Annotated in this window: 17 protein-coding genes and 2 pseudogenes; 9 read left to right on the top strand and 10 right to left on the bottom strand. The window is 59.3% G+C overall.

The window, feature by feature from the left end; translation table 11 throughout:
• The first annotated feature begins 58 nt into the window (after positions 1-58).
• Complete coding sequence (locus ACYZT0_RS00885; RefSeq protein ID WP_462044244.1) at positions 59-427, top strand: cupin domain-containing protein; 369 nt, start codon at positions 59-61, stop codon at positions 425-427.
• Between the two features lie 8 nt (positions 428-435).
• Here the strand turns inward: ACYZT0_RS00885 and ACYZT0_RS00880 are convergent, their stop codons facing one another.
• The 4 genes and pseudogenes from ACYZT0_RS00880 to ACYZT0_RS00865 all read right to left on the bottom strand — a co-directional run bounded on the left by ACYZT0_RS00880 (position 436) and on the right by ACYZT0_RS00865 (position 3,853).
• Complete coding sequence (locus ACYZT0_RS00880) at positions 436-1,035, bottom strand: flavin reductase family protein (RefSeq protein ID WP_462044243.1); 600 nt, start codon at positions 1,033-1,035, stop codon at positions 436-438.
• Between the two features lie 57 nt (positions 1,036-1,092).
• Positions 1,093-1,530 (bottom strand): annotated as a pseudogene (locus ACYZT0_RS00875) (methyl-accepting chemotaxis protein); the annotation flags it as partial.
• A 150-nt stretch (positions 1,531-1,680) separates the two neighbouring features.
• Positions 1,681-2,319 (bottom strand): annotated as a pseudogene (locus tag ACYZT0_RS00870) (PAS domain-containing protein); the annotation flags it as partial.
• 220 nt (positions 2,320-2,539) lie between these two features.
• A complete protein-coding gene (locus ACYZT0_RS00865) occupies positions 2,540-3,853 on the bottom strand; it encodes an MFS transporter (protein WP_462044242.1) in 1,314 nt (437 codons plus the stop codon).
• A 201-nt stretch (positions 3,854-4,054) separates the two neighbouring features.
• Between ACYZT0_RS00865 and ACYZT0_RS00860 the strand changes: the two genes are divergently transcribed.
• The 4 genes from ACYZT0_RS00860 to ACYZT0_RS00845 all read left to right on the top strand — a co-directional run bounded on the left by ACYZT0_RS00860 (position 4,055) and on the right by ACYZT0_RS00845 (position 9,344).
• Positions 4,055-5,473, top strand: a complete 1,419-nt coding sequence (locus tag ACYZT0_RS00860) for a short-chain fatty acid transporter (RefSeq protein ID WP_462044241.1) — start codon at positions 4,055-4,057, stop codon at positions 5,471-5,473.
• Between the two features lie 149 nt (positions 5,474-5,622).
• Positions 5,623-7,323, top strand: coding sequence for an acid phosphatase (locus ACYZT0_RS00855; RefSeq protein ID WP_462044240.1), 1,701 nt, complete (start codon positions 5,623-5,625; stop codon positions 7,321-7,323).
• A gap of 178 nt (positions 7,324-7,501) precedes the next feature.
• On the top strand, positions 7,502-8,674 hold the full coding sequence (locus ACYZT0_RS00850; protein WP_462044239.1) for a hypothetical protein: 1,173 nt from the start codon (positions 7,502-7,504) through the stop codon (positions 8,672-8,674).
• 145 nt (positions 8,675-8,819) lie between these two features.
• Entirely contained in the window at positions 8,820-9,344 is a 525-nt protein-coding gene (locus ACYZT0_RS00845) for an SET domain-containing protein-lysine N-methyltransferase (RefSeq protein WP_462044238.1), read from the top strand.
• A gap of 6 nt (positions 9,345-9,350) precedes the next feature.
• Here ACYZT0_RS00845 and can read toward each other — a convergent pair whose 3' ends face one another.
• Positions 9,351-9,995: a carbonate dehydratase gene (gene can / locus ACYZT0_RS00840; RefSeq protein ID WP_449643105.1), complete on the bottom strand. Its 645-nt coding sequence runs from the start codon at positions 9,993-9,995 to the stop codon at positions 9,351-9,353.
• Between the two features lie 153 nt (positions 9,996-10,148).
• Between can and ACYZT0_RS00835 the strand changes: the two genes are divergently transcribed.
• Positions 10,149-10,553 (top strand): serine kinase/phosphatase, encoded by a 405-nt coding sequence (locus tag ACYZT0_RS00835; protein WP_462044237.1) that lies wholly within the window; start codon positions 10,149-10,151, stop codon positions 10,551-10,553.
• Between the two features lie 121 nt (positions 10,554-10,674).
• On the opposite strand, the gene rimI is transcribed toward ACYZT0_RS00835, so the two are convergent.
• Positions 10,675-11,127 (bottom strand): ribosomal protein S18-alanine N-acetyltransferase, encoded by a 453-nt coding sequence (rimI, locus tag ACYZT0_RS00830; RefSeq protein ID WP_462044236.1) that lies wholly within the window; start codon positions 11,125-11,127, stop codon positions 10,675-10,677.
• Positions 11,120-11,860, bottom strand: coding sequence for an energy transducer TonB (locus ACYZT0_RS00825; protein ID WP_462046482.1), 741 nt, complete (start codon positions 11,858-11,860; stop codon positions 11,120-11,122). Before ACYZT0_RS00825 ends, rimI begins: the two co-directional genes overlap by 8 nt.
• Before the next feature lie 206 nt (positions 11,861-12,066).
• On the opposite strand from ACYZT0_RS00825, the gene mksB reads away from it, so the two are divergent.
• From mksB to mksF, 3 genes are read left to right on the top strand one after another with little or no spacing between them, the layout of a single operon-like run.
• Positions 12,067-13,356, top strand: a complete 1,290-nt coding sequence (gene mksB, locus ACYZT0_RS00820) for an Mks condensin complex protein MksB (protein ID WP_462044235.1) — start codon at positions 12,067-12,069, stop codon at positions 13,354-13,356.
• On the top strand, positions 13,346-14,047 hold the full coding sequence (mksE, locus tag ACYZT0_RS00815) for an Mks condensin complex protein MksE (protein ID WP_462044234.1): 702 nt from the start codon (positions 13,346-13,348) through the stop codon (positions 14,045-14,047). Before mksB ends, mksE begins: the two co-directional genes overlap by 11 nt.
• A complete protein-coding gene (mksF, locus tag ACYZT0_RS00810; protein WP_462044233.1) occupies positions 14,044-16,884 on the top strand; it encodes an Mks condensin complex protein MksF in 2,841 nt (946 codons plus the stop codon). The genes mksE and mksF overlap by 4 nt, the downstream gene beginning before the upstream one ends.
• 74 nt (positions 16,885-16,958) lie before the next feature.
• On the opposite strand, the gene ACYZT0_RS00805 is transcribed toward mksF, so the two are convergent.
• The 3 genes from ACYZT0_RS00805 to ACYZT0_RS00795 are packed head-to-tail and all read right to left on the bottom strand — an operon-like array spanning position 16,959 to position 20,524.
• On the bottom strand, positions 16,959-19,262 hold the full coding sequence (locus ACYZT0_RS00805; RefSeq protein ID WP_462044232.1) for a PqiB family protein: 2,304 nt from the start codon (positions 19,260-19,262) through the stop codon (positions 16,959-16,961).
• Complete coding sequence (locus ACYZT0_RS00800) at positions 19,255-19,878, bottom strand: paraquat-inducible protein A (protein WP_462044231.1); 624 nt, start codon at positions 19,876-19,878, stop codon at positions 19,255-19,257. The genes ACYZT0_RS00805 and ACYZT0_RS00800 overlap by 8 nt, the downstream gene beginning before the upstream one ends.
• Positions 19,865-20,524, bottom strand: coding sequence for a paraquat-inducible protein A (locus tag ACYZT0_RS00795; protein ID WP_462044230.1), 660 nt, complete (start codon positions 20,522-20,524; stop codon positions 19,865-19,867). Before ACYZT0_RS00795 ends, ACYZT0_RS00800 begins: the two co-directional genes overlap by 14 nt.
• Positions 20,525-20,599 lie beyond the last annotated feature (75 nt).

Below are 20,599 nucleotides of genomic sequence, written 5' to 3'. Positions count from 1 at the left end.
AGAAGCACGCCGATGCGCGGGCTATCGTGGATTTACAATCAACCACGAGAGCTGCTTCATGAAAGCTTACGAAAGCCTGAATTTCGCTGAAAAAATCGCCAAGATCGGCCCGCACTGGACACCTCGGGTCATCGCCGAGATGAACGACTACCAGTTCAAGGTGGTGAAACTGCTGGGGGATTTCATCTGGCACGATCACCTTGATACCGACGAAACCTTCATCGTGCTCGAAGGGCAATTACGCATCGACTTTCGCGATGGCCACGTGTTGGTGAACGCCGGCGAAATGTATGTGGTGTCAAAAGGTGTCGAGCACAAACCGTTTGCCGAGCAGGAGGTAAAACTCCTGCTGATCGAACCCAAGGGTGTGCTGAACACTGGCAACGAAGGTGGCGAGCGCACTGCCCATAATGACGTTTGGGTGTGACAGGCTGCTTACGGCTGCAAGGCCTTGCCGTCCACCGGATCGCCGATCTTCAGGAAATGTCCACCCGCCACATGGTGCAAGGTGCGCAACGCGTCTTGCCCTTCGAAGTGCCAGCGACCTTCACTGAACACCCGCTCGTCTGCCTGAGCGGCAATCACTTCGGCCAGGAACAGATCGTACTGCTGGTGATTGTCGGGTTCAGGCAGCAGTCGGCATTCCAGCCAGGCGACGCAACCTTTGAGCATCGGCGCATCAATCAATTCAGCGCTGAAGGTCGGCAAGCTATAGACCTGGAACTTGTCCCGGCCTTGGTCCCGGGTTATTTCCAGGCCGGACGTCGAACCCACGGTCTGGACGATATCGGCCTGGGCGGCGCAGGGAACATTCAGCACAAACGTACCCGAAGCCTCCAGCAATTGCCGGGTCCAGGTGGACTTGTCCAGCACCACGGCAATTTTCGGCGGCTCGAAATCCAGCGGCATGGCCCAGGCCGCCGCCATGATGTTGCGCTGGCCGTCATGGGCCGCGCTGACCAGCACGGTCGGGCCGTGGTTGAGCAGACGATAAGCCTTGGCCAAGGGAACCGGACGGCGGTGAGAAACGCTCATGATGGCTGCTCCTGGGGAAAACGCCGATTGTAGCGATTTCCACCGGGATGGCAGGTATCAAGTCGCCAGCTGATTGGCAAACTGCCCGACCGCGTTCACCACTTTCTGTGCACCGTCCTGAATCTCGACAATCACCGTACCCGCCTCTGCCGCCAGCGCCAGCCCCTGCTCCGCCTGGAGTTTGCCTTCGGTCATCAGCGCCACGGCGTTGCGCGCCATGTCCTGGTTCTGACGCACCACGCCGACGATTTCATCGGTTGCCTGGCTGGTACGCGAAGCCAATTGCCGGACCTCATCCGCCACCACCGCGAAACCACGACCCTGCTCGCCCGCCCGAGCGGCTTCGATTGCCGCGTTGAGCGCCAGCAGGTTGGTCTGTTCGGCAATCCCGCTGATGGTTTTGACAATGGTGCCAATCACCAGCGATTGCTCGTTCAGCGCTTCGATGCCTTCGCCGGCGGTCTGCATGTGTTTGGCCAAATCACGCATCACGCTCACTGCTTGAGTCACCACGGCGTTACCGCGCTGCGCGCTGCTGTCGGTTTGCTGCGAGGTGCTGTAGGCAATGTTGGCCGCTTCGGCGACGGCTTGCTCCTGATTGACTTGATCAGTAATTACCGTGGCGAACTTCACCACTTTGTAGAGTTTGTTGTTGGCATCGACCACCGGGTTGTAGGAAGCCTCCAGCCAGACCGCGCGGCCGTGGCTGTCGACGCGTTTGAAACGGTCGGCGATGAACTCGCCTGCATTCAGGCGGCGCCAGAATTCCTGGTACGCGGCGCTGTTGTAATCCTCCGGTTGGCAGAAGGTGCGGTGATGTTTGCCCTTGATCTGCGCCAGGCTGTAGCCCATGCCGCTGAGGAACCGGTCGTTGGCTGCCAGCACGTTGCCATTGAGGTCGAACTCGATCACCGCCGTGGAGCGCACGAGCGCGCCGATCAGGTTCTCATGATCACGGGACGCCTCGATGGTGCGGGTCAGGTCACTGGAGTAAATCGAGAAGAGCTTGATCCGGCCGTCCGCCGACCGAACCGGCTGCACGATCGAGCGCAGCCAGGCTTCCTGGCCATTGCCGCGCAACAAGCGCACCGCGCCGGCAAAGTGCTCGCCACGGGTCAGCGCGGCTTTGAAACGGTGGTGAAATTCGTCCGATTTCACATGGGCCGGGACGATGTCTTCGATGTGTCGACCCATCAGGTCGTTGCTGTTGTAGAGCATCTCGCCGATGAAGTTCTGGTTGACCGATTGAATCCGCCCATCGGCATTGAGGGTCAGGACCAGCATCTCCCTTTCCAGACTTTCCTTCACTTGCTGGAGGCTGGAGAGTTCTTCGCGAAGAGCCGACAGCTCCTGCTTCAAGCGTTTGTTGAACATGGGGGATACACCGATGGACAGGGGTAGAAAGCGATATGCAGCCTAGCCATCGGCCTTGGGGTTATTTTCTGAAGAGTGTTTCAGAGTTGCCCTACAAAAATAGTTGCTACACGAACGGTCCTGCCTTCGATTACATCGCGCCAGCAGTCGAACAGCTTCCAACTTTTGGCATCCGCGTCCCGAAATACGCGGCACTGCTCACACCCACAGCCCCCATCACCGCGCAGAAGATCACGCAGATCCATGGGCTCCACGGCATCAGACCGATCAGCAACAACGGTGTGATACTCGCCCAAACGGCGTAGGCAATGTTGTATGTGAAGGAAATCCCCGAGACACGAATCCGCGCCGGGAACAGGCTGACCATCACCGACGGCACTGCGCCGACCACCCCACAACTGAGACCGGCCACCGCGTACGCCAGACCGATCCAGTTGCCACCGATGATCAGGCAGGTATAGAGAACGCCGATGCCCAGTGGCAGCAGCAGGCTGTAGAGCATCACCGTGCGCCAGGCGCCAATGCGGTCGACCAGCAGCCCGGCGAATACGCAGCCGATATTCAGGAAGACAATGCCCAAGGCACTCAAGGCGAATGTGTGGCGGGCGGTCATACCGAAGGTTTTCTGCATCATGGTCGGGGTGATCACCACGAACACCACCACCGCCGAAGTCAGTACGCAGGTGAGGATCATCGCCGGCAACATGGCCAGGCGATGCTCACGCAAGACCGTGCGCAGCGGCAGTTCGACGGCTGCATCGCGTTGCGCCTGCATGGCCATAAACACCGGGGTTTCGCTAAGCCAGCGGCGTAGCCAGACGCCGATTACACCGAACACGCCGCCCAGCAGAAACGGGTAACGCCAAGCGTAATCAAGGATTTCTGCCGGGGTGAACGCCTGCGCCAGAAACGTCGCTGTCAGGGCGCCGATCAGGTAGCCAAAGGTCAGCCCGGCCTGCAGGAAACCGAGGGCATAACCGCGATGCCCTGCCGGTGCATGCTCGGCGACGAACACCCAGGCGCTCGGCACTTCACCACCCACCGCCGCGCCCTGAAGGATTCGCAGGGCCAACAGCAGCAGCGGTGCGAAATATCCGATCTGGGCGTAGGTCGGCATGATGCCGATCAACAGGCACGGCAGCGCCATCATCAGGATGCTCAGGCTGAAGACCTTCTTGCGGCCCAGTCGGTCGGCGAAATGCGCCATCAGAATCCCGCCCAACGGCCGCGCCAGATAACCGGTGGCGAAGATCCCGAAGCTCTGCAGCAGTCGCAGCCATTCGGGCATTTCCGGCGGGAAGAACAGCTGGCTGAGGGTCAGGGCGAAAAATACGAAAATGATGAAATCGTAGATTTCCAGCGCGCCACCTAACGCCGCAAGGCCCAGGGTCTTGTAGTCCGAACGGTTGAACGGCGCCGGGCGCGAATCGGTATTGGCAGTCATGAAAAGAACTCTGGCATAGGCAAAAAACCAAGGCGCTCATGGTCTACGCAAACGCGCCAACGGACAACCCGTTAGACCAAAGTCTCAGACTCGTAAAACTTCGTCACAAAAAAGGACCGATTGAATTACTGTTGGCGCCTGTCTGGACGGGCCTTTGCGGCCCTGAAGACCACAACAAACATAAAAATTCGAGGTATACCCGTGGCCGCTGATATCGAAGATACCCGCTCTGCCCGCTTTGCCCTGCGCTGCGCTAGCTTTGCCGAACGCTGGTTTCCCGATTCCTGGGTGTTTGCCGCACTGGCGGTGATTATCGTCGCCGTGGCCACCCTGTTCATGGGCGCCAAGCCCACCGACGCCGCCATGGCCTTCGGTGACGGTTTCTGGAGCCTGATCCCATTCACCATGCAGATGGCTTTCGTGGTTATTGGCGGTTATGTGGTCGCCAGCTCGCCACCGGCGGTGAAACTGATCGACCGGTTGGCGCGGATTCCGAAAAACGGCCGCTCGGCCGTGGCTTGGGTTGCGTTGATCTCCATGGTCGCTTCGCTGCTGAACTGGGGGCTGTCGCTGGTGTTTGGCGGCTTGCTGGTGCGCGCCCTCGCCCGCCGTACCGATCTGAAAATGGATTACCGTGCCGCCGGTGCCGCCGCCTATCTGGGCCTCGGAGCAGTGTGGGCCTTGGGCCTGTCCTCGTCCGCCGCGCAATTGCAGGCCAACCCGGCCAGCCTGCCGCCGTCGATACTGTCGATCACCGGCGTAATTCCTTTCACACAAACGATCTTTCTCTGGCAGTCCGGCGTGATGTTGCTGGCACTGATCGTGATTTCGCTGATCATTGCCTACGCCACTGCACCCGGCCCGAACTCGGCCCGTGATGCCAAGGCCTGCGGAATCGATCCGAGCTTTAATCTGCCGCCATTGCAACCGCGCACCCGCCCCGGCGAATGGCTGGAGCACAGCCCGCTGCTGACGATTTTGCTGGTGCTGCTGGCGGCCGGGTGGCTGTTCCATGAGTTCTCGACCAAACCGGCGATCAGTGCGATTTCCGGGCTGAACACCTACAACTTCCTGTTCATCATGCTCGGCGCCCTGCTGCACTGGCGGCCGCGCAGCTTCCTTGACGCGGTGTCCCGCGCGGTACCGACCACCACGGGTGTCCTGATTCAGTTCCCGTTGTACGGCTCAATCGCCGCGCTGATGACCACCGTCAAAGGTACTGACGCTCAGACGCTGGCTCACCACATCTCGACGTTTTTCGTACAAATCGCGTCCCACGACACCTACGCGCTGCTGATGGGCGTGTACTCAGCGATCCTCGGTTTCTTCATCCCATCCGGCGGTGGCAAGTGGATCATCGAAGCGCCGTACGTCATGCAAGTGGCCACCGACCTGAACTACCACCTGGGCTGGGCCGTACAGATCTACAACGCCGCCGAAGCCCTGCCGAACCTGATCAACCCGTTCTACATGCTGCCGCTGCTGGGAGTGCTCGGGTTGAAGGCGCGGGACTTGATCGGGTTTTCGTTCGTGCAACTGCTGGTGCACACACCGCTGGTGCTGTTTCTGCTGTGGGCGCTGGGGACGACGCTGACGTATACGGCGCCGGTGATGCCGTAGCCCGGATCTACAAATCATGGGAGTGGGCTTGCTCACTCCCGCATCAGAACTTGTTGTCTGTCGAACTGTTGCTATAACCCTTCTGTCACATTTCACTGCTAGCGTCCCGCCGAAACATATCGCAACAGTTTTGCAAAACAGGAGCCGGAATGAACGACGAAGAAGATGGAAGTGACGTCCCCTCCCCTGAAGCCGATCAACCCACCGATACCAGCCGCCGCCGTTTCCTCGGTAGTGTTGCAGTATTGGGTGTCGGTGCCACCCTAAGCGCCTGCGGCAGTCATGGAGATGAGCCAGGCAAACCGGTCGAGCGGCCGCTGACGCCCGTCGAACTGGACAAGGCCTTACGCGACCAAGTGAAAAACGTCGTGGTGATCTACGGCGAAAACCGCAGCTTCAATAACCTTTTTGCGGATTTCCCCGGCGTCGAAAAACCGCTGTCCGCGCTCAAACCGGACGACTACCTTCAACGGGACCGCGACGGCAGTGTGCTGTCGAGCCTGCCGCCAGTCTGGGGTGGCTTGAATCAGGTCGGCCCGCAAACCCTCGATGGCGTGACGTACCCCAGCGGTACGCAATTTCAGGAACATCTCCCCAACGCACCCTTCGCCCTCAAAGGCCCCCAAGGCGAAGACTTGCCGCTGGGCCTGGTGACTCGCGACCTGTGGCATGTGTTCTATCAAAACCAGATGCAAATCAACGGCGGCAAAAACGACCGCTTTGTAGCGTGGGCAGACTCGGGTGGCCTGACGTTCGGCCACTACACCCAGACCCGCTATTCATTGCGCCTGTGGGATGTCGCCAAAGAATTCGTGCTCTGCGATAACTTTTTCCAGGGCGCTTTCGGCGGTTCGTACTTGAACCATCAATTCCTGATCAGCGCCCAGGTTCCTTTTTATCCGGATGCCGCCAACTCGGTGGCCAAGACACAGATCGCCACGCTGCTGAGTGATGACCCGACGGACACTCGCCTCAAACCCCTTGACCAGTCACCCGTCAGCGCCATGACCGGCCCGCCGCAATTCGGCCCCAGCCTGCTGACACCCGATGGCTATGCCGTGAACACCATGGCTCCGCCCTACTGGCCGACCTGGATCCGCGATCCGCAGCGCCCGGATTACGCAAAAGCCGACTTGCCCAGCGTGCTTGTCCCACAGACCCACGAGCACATCGGCGACAAGCTCTCGAAGAAAAACGTCGACTGGGCCTGGTACGGCGGTGCTTGGCAAGCAACGATCGATGAGTACAAGGATTCGGGTGCCATTCCGAAAATTCCGAATTTCCAGTACCACCATCAGCCGTTCAACTATTTCAAGCGCCAGGGTCCGCAAAACCCCGTGGAACGCAGCAAGCGTCTGCGCGATGGCGGTTTGGGCGATGAGTCGAGCACCAACAAGTTCCTGGCCGATGCTGAAGCCGGCAAGCTGCCAGCGGTGACCTTTTACAAACCTCAGGGCAACCTGAACATGCACGCGGGTTACGCCGACGTGGCATCGGGCGACCGGCATATCGTCCGGACGCTGAAAGTGCTGCAGCAAAGCCCGCAATGGAAAAACATGGTGGTGGTGATCACCGTCGATGAAAACGGCGGCTGGTGGGACCACGTTGCTCCGCCTAAAGGCGATCGCTGGGGGCCTGGAACACGCATACCGGCGTTGGTGATTTCACCGTTCTCGCGCAAGGGCACGGTGGATCACACGGTCTATGACACGGCTTCGATCCTGCGGCTGATCACCAGGGTGTTTCAACTGGAGACCCTCGACGGGATCAAACTGCGGGATGAATCGATGATCGCCCGCGGCCAACAGCCCATGGGGGATTTGACCAATGCGCTGCATTTTTCTGTTTGATTGATTGAAGATCAAAAGATCGCAGTCTTCGGCAGCTCCAGGGTGTACGCCATCCCTATGTAAGGAGCTGCCGAAGGCTGCGATCTTTTTTGCATCGACACTGGACCACCTGACACATCTGGTTCCAGTATGTACACGCCCCGCCTACGAGGGCCCACACGCTGAAAAGGATCTGAGCATGTTCAAATTCGCAGGACTCACCTTCGCGGCCCTCACCTTGAGTGCCGCCGCCCATGCCGATGTCGACCTGAAACTGGGCAACACCGAACGCGTCACCCGCCTGTTCGCTTACCCCAACAATTGCAATGTGATCTGCTTTCGCAACTGGACGCTGGAGCAAACTGTCGAACATTACCTGACCCAAAGCGTGCAGCGCGATGGCTACAACGCGGCGAAAGTGCTGGTCAAAACCGATAACGATCAGCTCTACGCCGAAATCAGCGGCGTACCCAATGGCTATGAAAAACCGTTGGCGGCATTGCTCGATACCGGCGATCTGGCCTACACCGGCGCCAGCAAGCTGAATGCCGATGGCAAGTGGGCTTATAGCTGGTATCTGTTCCTGCCACTGGGCATGGCCCTGGAAAACCGCAAAAGCGTCGAGTTGCTGCACTTCCCACCGGATTACTCGTTGACCCAGGCTCAGGATTACCTGAAATCGGCCACTACCGATCGTTGGGCCACGCTGCTGACTGAAAACGGCATCCCCGCCGAACAGACACCCGGTTATCAAACCATCATCGACATCGCGCCGATTGCCGCCCCCTCCAGCGCCGGCAAAGATCTGGAAGGTGTCTACGACTATTTCAAGGACTACCAGACCACCATGGTCAAGCAACTCAGCCAGAACGCCAGCGGTGCGGCATTGCCGATGGTCGCCTTCGGCGCGCCAGTGCGTAACTGGATCAAGCAGCAATACGGGCCGACCGTGAACGTGCTGGGCCTGGTCAGCATCAGTCCGAGCGACGGGGTGAAAGTGCCAGTACTGGGTTCCAACCACCCAAGCTACATTTGGTACGCCGCCGACCCGGCAAGCTATACCGGCAACGATGCCCAGGCCAAGGCCGACGCGGCTGGCCTTAAAGTCATGGGCCAGGATTTGAGTGCTGCGTGCTGGCAGGCCGCCATGGGCCGCCAGCCGGACAGTAACCCCGACGTTGAACTGAAAAGTTGCACCCAAACCTGGCAAGTGGCCCAGCCAGAAAAAACCTGCGAGCTCTTCTATACCTCGATCCGCAACCTGACGCCCCAACAAGCCGTGGCCAAGTGCGCGACGGCACCGATCAAATCTCAGCTCAAACAGCTGAAAGCCCCGGTACCCGCGACTGCGATCCCCGCCCCGCATCTGTAAAACGATGAACGGCGGGTCTACTGTCAGTTATGACAGTAGACCGGCTGTTTCATTTGCGAGAGGCTTGAGACGCACCCAAGTGTTGCAGAGCTGACAGGATCGTCAGCTGATAGAGGTCGCAGCACCCAGCCGGACAAGGATCGTTATGAAAACCCACGCCCTGCACGGGAGTCTTGCGCAACCACCCGATGGGATTTACCCATTTGCAGAGTTACCCGTTCGCCTGGGATTCCCCTCCAGGGCTGACTTCGAAATTATCGACAACGCCAACGGATCGGCGGCGGCCGTCGTAGCACTTCGGGACTTTCCACGCATCAGCCGAATTTGTCGGGCTTCGGGGCACCTGCTGCCCTATCGCTGTCGGCATACCCGGCAACTGGCCCTTGGCATCCATGTCTACGATCCGCGCTTCTGCGGGCTGCTGCGTCACTCCTGCGACCCTAACGTATTTCTCGACATGAGCGAGCTGTGGTTATGGGCGCTGAAGGACATCAAAAAAGGCGAACAGCTGACGATGGACTATGCCGCCACAGAAGACAAACTCCTGCGTCAGTTTGCCTGCCGGTGTGGATCGTTCGACTGCCGAGGCTGGATCACCGGCTACGATGAACCGCCGAACGCCGACGGCCAGTTGTTTTTGCAGCACTGGCGCCGGCGAACGCTCTGTTGAAGGGCGTTACAACGCCTCGACCGGACGCAAACGGTATTGCGGCGGCAGTTGCTCGAAACCACTGATGGTCGCGTTCAGGCTTTTCCAGCGACCGTCCTTGATGCCATAAATACAGCCGTGAATCGACAGGTTCTGTCCGCGGTGCCAAGCGTTTTGTACGATGCTGGTGTGCCCGACGTTGGCCACTTGCTGGATCACGTTGAGTTCGCAGAGACGATCGACCTGCTCTTCTTCGGTGGGCAACTTGGCGAGTTCTTCGCGTTTTTCATAATAGAGGTCGCGAATCGAGCGCAACCAGCCGTCGATCAGGCCTAGCTGACGGTCCTGCATTGAGGCGCGCACGCCGCCGCAGCCATAGTGGCCGGTAACGAGGATGTGTTTGACCTTGAGGACGTCGACCGCGTACTGAATCACCGACAGGCAGTTGAGGTCGGTGTGCAGCACCACGTTGGCCACGTTGCGGTGGACGAACAGGTCGCCGGGCAGCATGCCGACGATCTCGTTGGCCGGCACGCGGGCGTCGGAACAGCCAATCCACAGGTATTCCGGTGTCTGTTGGCGGGCCAGCTTGGAGAAGAAGTCCGGATCTTCCTGCTTGATCGCTTCGGCCCAGCGTTCGTTGTTATCAATCAGATCTTGTAATTCGTTCATGCTGTGAAGCCTCGATAATGATGCGCTGGTTTGACAGACAACCGTCCATCGGGGTCACGTGCGCGATGTATATTTACCGGTGTTGCGAGTCGTTGGAATTCTCGGCAGCCCCGTAGGTCCACCCTAGTAAGGCCCACAGTATGAGGAATTGCCATGACTGAATCACGACGTCCGTACGATGCGGTGCAACCCGAGCCCATCGATGACAACGAAGACCGCATGGGATCGATGCATGAGCTGGATTTCGACGAGGAAACACCCAGCGGCAAAATCGGCGACGAGCTACCGGAAACGGAGCGCGAGCGGCTGATGCCTCGGGATCGAGTGCGTGAAGCCGGCATGACCGGGGCCTCGACCGAGGACCATGAATCCACCGACGACGACATGAGCCCGGAAAATCTGATTCGTGAAGACGGCGCACGCGATGCTCATGAGGCCGGCGAAGGCGAACAGGCCGATTGGGATTTGAGCATTGTTGATGAAGACGACATTGGCGGTGGTAATGGGCTGGATGAGGCGGAAATGGCGCAGAACGATCCGATAGACGGTAATCGTTGATCTTCGGTCGTTGGTCGTTGGTCGTTGGTGCCTTACAGTACGCCTTCGCGGGCAAGCCTCGCTCCTACAAGGATCATATAAATCCCGTAGGAGCGAGGCTTGCCCGCGAAGCTTTTAAGGCTCAATCCACCAACGTGCAGGCCATGACCACGGCGTCTTCGCGACCACCAACGGCAGGATAGTAATCGCGCCGCCGACCAATTTCGTTAAACCCATAACGCTCATACAACTTAAACGCGCCACTATTGCTGTCTCGCACTTCCAGAAAACACTCCCGTGCCTTGGCGTCATAAGCCCGGGACATTAAATGCTCCAGTAACGTCAAGCCCAGGCCACGGCCCTGGTTTTCCGGTTTGACGGTGATGTTCAGCAGATGCGCCTCATCAAGAATGATCTGCACCACACCGTGACCGACCTGTTGCGAACCTTCGAACATCAACCAGATCTGGTACTTGCCCAGGCCATCGAGAAAAATTCCGCGGGTCCACGGGTGGCTATAGGCCGCGTATTCGATATTCAGTACAGCGTCCATGTCCGCCTCGATCATCGGGCGGAACGATACAGCGTCACTCATTCGATTCTTTCCAGCGCGCCATCAGCCGACGCATGGCTTGCCAGACATCAGCCTTACGCTGTGGCTCTTCCATTAATAATTCCAGACCCGGCAGGGCCCAGACCGAGCCCAGGCCTTCGACCTGGAGTTCACGGTTGAAGGATTCGGCGTTCGCTTCACCCGCGAAACGCACCGCCGGCAGACCAATCAGCCACACGCAGACGCATGGAGCGTCTTCCAGCCGGGCCGAGAGAAAACCTTGCACGAAGTCGCGAGCCGCTTCCGGGCCTTGATCCATGGTGCCACGAGCCAGCAACGGCCAGCGCACCGGCTCACCGACGATTTGCGGGCTGTCCGGCAGACCGGCGGCACGCAGCATGTCCTTGAGCAACAGATAGGCGGGGTCGCGAGTCTGGAACGATTCGCCTGTGGGTAACTCCACCAACAGCAGGCAGCGCCCGGCTCGCAGCAATTGCAGGGCAAAACGCGGCGGCGGCACGACCGGCGCCTTGACCGCAACCGGAACCGCCTCTTCTTCGACCTTGGCGTTCGTGCGCGTGCTGGCCAACGATGGCCGAGGCACTTCGATTTTCACCCGTTCGGCCGGTTTGACCACCGGTTCCACGGGCGCCTCAGCCACAGGAGCCGGCGCCACCGGGGCGACGACCAACGGCTCGGGCACCTCCAGCAGTTCGGGGCGCGAGGGCGCTGCAAAGGGCAATTCGGTGCGCGGCAGCCAGTTGACCACCTGCATGGCGGTCAAATAAGCGCGGCGACGGGACTCGATAAGCAAAGGTCGGCCACTTGTGGATAACTAAAGTGCGGTGATTCTACCGCCCTTCGCTCAAGATCGCCCACGCTTGATCGATAGAAAGCCGACTGTCCGTCCCGAGAGTGAATCGACACGCCTGCGATGCAGTACAATCGCGGCTTTTAATTGCCAACCAGCCGGCCATTCCGATGATCGAACCCAAGCGCGTTTTGCGCGCCCTCGCTGAACACTGGGCACTTCTGGAGCCACTGTGCGAGCACTTCGACCAAGGCACCTTGAGCCTCAACGAACTGCGCACGCAACTGGGCGCCCAGCAACTGGACAGTACGCCGCAGGACATCACCAGCCTGTTGGACGTGTGGATCCGCCTCGACATTTTGGTTCCCGTGGCGAAAAGCCCGAACCGTTTCGAGCTCAACGCGCAGATCCACGACTTCCTCGCTTACCTGCGCCGTGAGCACCGTCTGGGCCTGTGCCTGGAAATCGAAGCCTATTTGCGCCACCTCGAACGTCTGGCCGGTTACATTCAGGACGCCTTCGACATCCGTGACGGCCACGACCTGGCGCGCCAGTTGCGCCTGCTCGACATGCGCGTGCGCGACGTTTTGAAGAAACTTGCCAACGACGAACAGGCCCTGGTGGCCGTCGCCGAGCGGGCGAAGACCAGCGACCGGCAGATCCCGCTGCGTCAGCGTTACGCTGAAGTGCTCGCGACCTGGGACGAATACGTCGAGCCGATGATTCAGTTGGTGAACGCCGACGGCGCCTTCGAACAAGGCGTGCGCAAGGTCGAGAACGTCCTGCTGAAGATGCTCACCGAGCAACAGCGCCTCGGCCATCTGGTCGATGACGACATGCTGCTGCGTACCCACGCGCGCATCCTCGAAATGCAGACCAGCGCTCAACTGACCCTGCGTCACGCTCGCGAGCTGTTGTTGCCGCTGCGTGAAGAAGCCCGTCGGCACAACGCGGTGACCCGTGGCGCCGCGCTGGCCTTGTCGGCCATCCGCCGTAAAGGCATTGATGCCGTGCCGCAAGCCGCCATGCCGATGTTCTCCCGGCCGCAAAGCACCTTTCTCGGTAGCGCCAGCCAGGTCGAAGCCTACGTTTATGCGCTGGCCCGTTTCGAGCCAAAACCGGCGCGCTTCCCCAAGGCCCACAAGACGCAGAAAGGCGAAGCACCGCGCGCGCCACGCACGGTTCGGGAAATGCTCGAACGCTGCGAAGACGCCCTGCCGATGCCGGACCTGATGACCTGGTTGCTGGAGCAGGAGCCGGACGGCGCTACCGACGAATTGCTCTACTGGTTCTCGCGTTTGTCGCGGGAAAAACGCTTCAACCGCGAGCGTCTGGAACGCCGCGATTACCACACTCACGAGCACCAGGTCAGCCTGCGCTCCTTCGCCCTGCTCTCGGCCCGCGACAGCGCCGAGGATTCTGCGAGCACACCCTATGCAAGTACTCCCCATGCAACTTGATCTATCCGAACTGTCCCAGCTGGCGCCGATCTTTCGCGAACTGTTCAAGGGCTACCACGTCAGCCGCCGCGACCCGGAGCTGTACGCGCAACTGTCGAACTTCCAGGACCAGTACCGCACGCTGTTTAAGGCGTTGGGCTTTGAGCTGGTCTGTGACACCCGTGGTTTCTACTACTTCGTGCCGGACCTGGCCGCTGCGGCGGTGAACAAGACTGCTCAGCGTCTGGCGCTGTTCACCTTCATCCTCGTCGAGCACCTGGCTGATCAGGGCCGCGACCCAGTTGCCGTGCTGGATGGTGGCAGCCTCGGCCGCGATGAATTGCCATCGTTGCTGGAGAAATACCGCGACCTGTTCATCCAGGCCGAAGTGCAGACCGTCGAAGAACTCGAAGAAAAAATCATGCGACGCATGACTCAGCTCGGTTTCGCCGGCGAAGAAAACGGCATCTACCGTTTCCTGCCGCCGATGCACCGTTTCCTCGATGTCTGCCTCTCGGTTCAGCAGGACCGTGATCTGGCCGCCAGCCTGCACAGCGTGTTGCCATTGCCGGTGCCCGTGCTGATCGATGACGACAGCGACGAAAAACTGTTACAGACCGACGACCCGCTCGACCTGGCACCGTTTGAAGACGAAAGCGAAGAAGGCGCCATGGCCCGTGCCATTGCCGAAGAACAGGAGACCGACGCATGAGCAAGGAACGCTACGGCATTCGCCGCTTTGCCCTTTTGAACACCGCCGGTTACAGCCTCGGCCTGTTCCCGTTGGAAGAACCGTTGTCGGTTTACGGCGCCAACAACCTCGGTAAATCCGCCTCGATCAACGCCCTGCAGTTCCCGATCCTGGCGCGCATGTCGGACATGAGTTTCGGCAAATACAGCCTGGAACAATCCCGGCGTTTCTACTTCGCCTCGGACACCAGCTACATTCTGGTCGAAGTGTCCCTGCCCCACGGTCCGCACGTGATCGGTGTGGTCGGTCGCGGCCCGGGCGGTGGTTTCGGGCACCAGTTTTTTGCCTACGCCGGCAAGCTGGATTTGGCCCACTACCAGAAAAACGACACCTGCCTGCGTCAGAAAGAATTGTTCACCAACCTTGAGCGCGAAGGCCTGAAAGCCTACGAACTCAAACCTGATGAGCTGCGTCGTTTGTTGGTCGGAGGGCACACGTCGATACCGCTCGACTTGACCCTGATCCCGTTGCGCTCCACCAGCGAGCAGAGCCTGAAGACGTTCCGCGCACTGTTCATCAACCTGCTGCACATGCGCGAAATCACGGCGGCCAAGCTCAAGCAGCTGTTTCTCGATGCGTTCGAACACAGCCTGCGTTCCGGCAGCGTCGACTACATCGCCGCGTGCGAAGAAGCCTTCCGCGATGTCCGTCGCATGGAACAGGACTACAACTCGCTGGTCACTGCTGGCCCATTGGTCGAAGCCCTTGCGGCAGGCGTGACCCAGCGCAACATCCTGCGCGGCAAACTGCACCGTATTTCCCCGCTGCTCGATTCCCTGCTCGGCACCTGGTCGGACTACGCCAGTGCGCGCAAGGAAGAGCTGACGATTCAGGCCGAGCACTACCGCAACGAGCAGGACGCGCTGCAAAACGATCAGCGCGGTGGCACTCAGGAGCTGATGCGTCTGGAGCGGGAAATCACCGGCATCCAGCGCTGGCTCGGTGAGTTGTCGGTGCTCAAGCATCGCTTCGCCCTGGTCACTGACGTCAAAGTCCTGGAGCAGCAACTGCTCGCGGCCAAGGACGCGCACGATGAGCTAGCCGGTGCGTTGGCCCAGTCGCGGCAGTTCAGCGCTGAAGATCTGGAAGAGCGCTTGCGGGATCTGGAAAAACGCCTGAAGTCGGTCAAGCAGCAACTCGATCACGCCGACAACAACAGCTACGCCCGTCTGCGCGAGGAGTTCTCGCAACAGGACGTCGAGCGCCTGATGCGTCTGTTCAACAGTGCGCTGTTCAGTCTGCCGCTGGGCGAGCATGGCATCTCGCTGGACGAGGACGGTCAGTGGGTCAAATCCATGGAACTGATCCTCGACGGCTTCAAAGGTGAACGCTTTGAAGTACCCGGCCTGTCCATCGACCTGTCGCACATCGAGCCGCCGGCGCTGCAAGCCCTGGCAGACCGCGCGGCACTGCGCGATCAGAAAGAGCGTCTGGACAAAGAACTCAAGCAACTGAAAACCCAGCAAGCGGTTGCAGCCGATCGCGCCGCGAGCAAGACCCAGACGGAAGCGCTGTACCAGCAAGTGCTGGATGCGCAGAAAGCTTTGGAAGATTTCCGCCGCGCCCAAACCCTGAGTGCCGAGGAAGGCGACAAGCTGGAACAGCTGGCGCAGATGGAAGCAGCTCAGGACGAGTTGAAGCGTTCCAGCGACGCCTTCACCGAACGCGTCCAGCAACTGTCGGCCAAGCTGCAACTGGTCGGCCGGCAGATTGGCGACATGGAAGCCAAGCAACGCACCCTCGACGACGCCCTGCGCCGCCGTCAGTTGTTGCCAGCAGACCTGCCGTTCGGTACGCCGTTCATGGACCCGATCGACGACTCCATGGACAACCTGCTGCCGCTGCTCAATGACTATCAGGACAGCTGGCAAGGTTTGCAGCGCAGCGATGGTCAGATCGAGGCGCTGTACGCTCAGGTCCGCCTCAAGGGCGTGGCCAAGTTCGACAGCGAAGACGATATGGAGCGTCGCCTGCAACTGCTGATCAACGCGTATGCGCACCGTACCGACGAAGCCCTGACCCTTGGCAAGGCACGTCGTGCGGCCGTTACCGACATCGCTCGGACTCTGCGCAACATCCGCAGCGACTACGACAGCCTCGAGCATCAACTGGCGCTGTTCAACCGCGAAATCAACAAGCGTCAGGTCTCCAACCTGCAGAGCTTCCGCATCGTGCTGGCGCCGAACAAGGAAGCGCTCAAGCACATCGACCAGATCATCCACAGCGCCGGCCAGTACGAAGAAGGCGAAACCCTTTCGGTTTTCGACCTGAGCCAAAGCGCGGATCAGGACAACAAGAACGAAGAAGCCAAGGAATACCTGGCGCGGCTGGTGGCGGCGAACCACAACCAGCTCGGCCTCAAGGACTTGTTCGAACTGGCGTTCGAGATCACCAAGGTCAACGGATCGCCGGTGATTCATACCGACATCGATGGCGCCGCCTCCAACGGCACGACCATGACCATCAAGGCGCTGACCAACATGTACTTGTTGTTGCACTTGATGGATCGCGATCAGGCCGGTCGCGTGCGCCTGCCGTACTACCTCGACGAGGCGGCGGACATCGATGAAAAGAACCAGGCAGCGCTGTTGGAAACCAGCCTGCAACTGGGCTTCGTGCCGATCCTGGCGAGTGTGAAGCCGCAGGTCTGCGCCAGTGTCGCCATCGACCTGGAAGGCGGCAGCGGCCCGAACGGGATCTACATCGACGAGGCGGAATGGAAGTACATCCGTCGTCACGATGAAGTGAAGGCTGCCGTTAATGTTGAAGTGGACGAGCCTGAGCTGGATGCCGTCTGATTTGCGTTAATCAAAGGCAGTAAAAAGGCCGCGATCCAATGGATCGCGGCCTTTTTTATGCCTGCCGTTAGGGCTTAATTGCCGATCGAAATCTTCGGCGCCCAGTTCAGCCATTCGTCTTCAAACTTGTCGAACAGCGGGAACGTTTGCTCAGGTCGCGCCGGACTGCCCATGCGCTCACCGTCCGGCGTGGCGAAAGCGATGCCGCCCTGAATCAGCGTCTCCAGCGACTCGGTTCGCATCGTCGCGCCTTTGAACAAGCCGTAATCAAAGCCGAAACCACTGGAGTTCCAGAAACGCGTGCCGCTGCGCACCAACGGCGCGTACTTCGGCTCGATTAGGATATGCACCAACACTCGATCGGCGGTCTGGCCGAGTTCATAGCCCGTCACTTTGCCCACGGTGATTTCGCGATAGGTGACCGGCACACCGGTTTTCAGCGAACCACGGCGGGCAGCACTCAACACCAGACTCAAACCGGCTTCTTGTTTAGCGGTTTCCGGCGGATTGGCCAGGGCGACGAAGCTCTTCTGCGGGCCGAGGTTTTTCGCGGCCGGTTGCACTTCGATGTATTGACCAGTGACCAGCGTTTCGAGGTTGGACGTCTTGATCAGACCCAGTTCAGGCTTGACTACCCAGAACTGACTGCCAACCCGAGCGATACGCTCCGGCACTTCTGTGATTCGCGCGGTGAGCATCACCGATTGCAGGTCATCACTGAGGTCGACGTCTTCAATCTTGCCAACATCCAGGCCTTTGAATCTCACAGGTGTGCCGTTGCGTAAACCATCGGCGCGATCAACCTTGATCGTGACCACGGTGCCTTTCTGGTTGGCCTCGTCATGGTTGGCGAACAGACGAAAACGCGGAATCCGCTTCTGCAACGGCGCCTTGGCTTCCGGGGTTTCGAAGGCAATACCGCCGGCCATCAAGCTTTGCAGCGACTCACTTTTGACCTGAATCCCCCCCGTCAGTCCACCCGTCAGCGTGATGCCGCTGGCATTCCAGAACCGTGTCGAGGCGTTGACCAGACCTTCGTATTCCTTCTCGATGTGCACACCGATCACTAACTGTTTTTTGGTACGCGAGAACTGATAGCTCTGTACCGAACCGACCTTGACCTGTTTGTAGAGAATCGGACTGCCGACTTCCAGGGAACCCAGGTTCTCTGTGAACAGCACCATGTGCAGCCCTGGAGAACGCAGATCCAGCGGCGGCGCCTTGGGTCGTGCCACGAATTCACGTTGCGGCGCTGCGCCTTTGTCGCCGGGCCGAATGGCGATGTAGTTACCTTTGACCAGGGCTTCGAGGCCGGTGATCCCCGCAAGCGAGATCGACGGTTTGACCACCCAGAACTGAGTACCTTCGACCAGGTAATCTTCGGCTAACGGATCGAGGGTCAATTCCGCGGTAGCGGCAGACAGATCCGGATCGATCTTCAGCGCTTTCAGATTGCCGACCTGGATGCCTTTGTACATCACCGGTGTGCGACCGGCCTGTAAGCCTTCGAAATCACTGAGTTTGACCTTGACCCGAATCCCGGCAGCGGCCGCATCGAAATCTTCGTAGAGACGGAATGGCAGGCTCGGGTCAGTGGGCGGACTGTCCTTGCGGTTCTCCGGCGTGGCGAACGCGATGCCGCCGGCGACGATGCTGGCCAGGGACTCGCTGCGCACTTTCACACCCGACAGGTTGGCGTCGATGCTGATGCCGCTGGCGTTCCAGAAACGCGTGTGTTTGCGCACCAGTTTGGCGTAGGTGGGTTCGATAAAGACTTTGAGTTCGACGGTGCTTTGGTCTTCGGACAGCAGGTAGCTTTTGATCTGGCCGACTCTGATCTGCTTGTAGAATACCGGACTGCCGCGGTTCAACGAGCCGAGACGATCAGCCTTGATGGTCAGGTGCAGACCCGGCTTAGCATCCGACAGCGGCGGCTCTTCAGCCAGGGCTTTGAACTTTCGAGTCGGCTCACCCTCGCCCGGGCTTATCGCGACGTAGTTACCCGAGACCAGCGTCTCCAGGCCAGTGATGCCGGCCAGGGTCACGCTCGGCTTGACCAGCCAGAAACGCGTGCTAGTCCGCAGGTATTGCTCCACGTCCTTGTTCATCTCGACGGTGGCGATCACGCCTTTGGAGCTGCCTTCGTCATCAAGTTTGAGGGTCTTCACCTTACCCACCGACATGCCTTTGTAGACGACTTCGGTCTTATTGGCCTGAATGCCTTCACCACTTTCGAAACGCACCTGAATCTCGATGCCGGTCTCGTTATAGGCACGCCAGCCGAGCCAGCCGCCAATGATCAGGGCGATCAGGGGCAACACCCAAATAGCTGACCAGTTCGAGGCCGGTCGGGTTTTTGCTGTAGGCAAATCAGTCATGGTCGTCGTCCGACTCCGTGTTATCCCAAATCAGTCGGGGATCGAAAGTTACTGCGGCAAGCATCGTCAGAATCACCACACTGACGAAAGCGATGGCGCCAAGATTGGCTTCGACGCTGGCAAGCCGTCCGAAATTCACTACCGCCACCAGGATGGCGATCACAAAGATATCGAGCATCGACCAGCGGCCAATGAACTCAATAAAGCGATACATCCAAATGCGTTGGCGAGCCGACAGTGGCTGGCGGCGCTGCACGGAAAACAGAAGCAGTGCGATGCCCACCAATTTGAACGTTGGTACCAAAATACTGGCGATAAAAACCACAGCGGCGATGGGGATCATGCCGTGCTGAACCAGTTGGATCACACCGGACATGATGGTGCTGGGATCGCCCTGCCCCAGTGAGCTGACGGTCATGATCGGCAGCACGTTGGCCGGGATGTAGAGAACCGCGGCGGTGACCAGCAACGCCCAGGTACGCATCACACTGTTCGGACGACGGGCGTGAACCAGCGCACCGCAACGGGTGCAGACCTGCTCGTCGGTGTCGGCTTCCTGCTTGTTCAATTCGTGGCATTCGGCGCAAATAAGAATGCCTGCATCAATCGCCCGCATGGACATCCTCTCCTGATAAAGCCTGCCAGATCTGATGAGGCGACATCACAACCTCCAACCAGACCTGAACCAACAACAAACCGATAAAGCACGCCAGGCCAAGACCGACGGTAATTGCTGCCATATCTGCCAGTTTGACGATCGCTACCAGTACGCCCATAAGGTAGACCTCGAGCATCCCCCAATCGCGTAAATGGTGATAAATGCGGTAGAGCAACAGACCGTAACTGCGTCCGATATCAAAACGAATACTTAACAGTACTGCCAGTTGGCAGAGCAGTTTGAGCAGCGGGATTCCCATACTGCAGAGAAACACCACGACTGCTACACCCTGCATTCCGGTATCGAACAGGCCAACAACGCCGCTCCAGACAGTGTCATCCGATGACTGCCCGAGTAGATGGAGCTGCATGATGGGTAAAAAGTTCGCCGGGATATACAACAAAAGAGCGGCGAGAACCAAGGCGAGACTGCGCTGTACGACATTATGTCGATGGGCGTAGAGCTCGTAACCGCAGCGAGGACACAGCGCTTTCTCGCCATGGGCGAGCTCGGGCTTGCGCATCAGCAAGTCGCACTCATGACACGCTACCAAGTCGTCCAGCGGTAATTCTGACAGCCCAGGGGCGTCAACCGGATCTGGCATAAAGGCTCTGGCTCCGAAAAAGTTGGACCTATTCTAGTGTCATGGATCGAAAATAACTGTGCAAATTTGTGCTGT

The organism is Pseudomonas sp. ZS1P83 (assembly GCF_054897825.1).
Note: the sequence above shows the minus strand (reverse complement) of the source record. Positions and strands in the feature narration are given on the sequence as shown.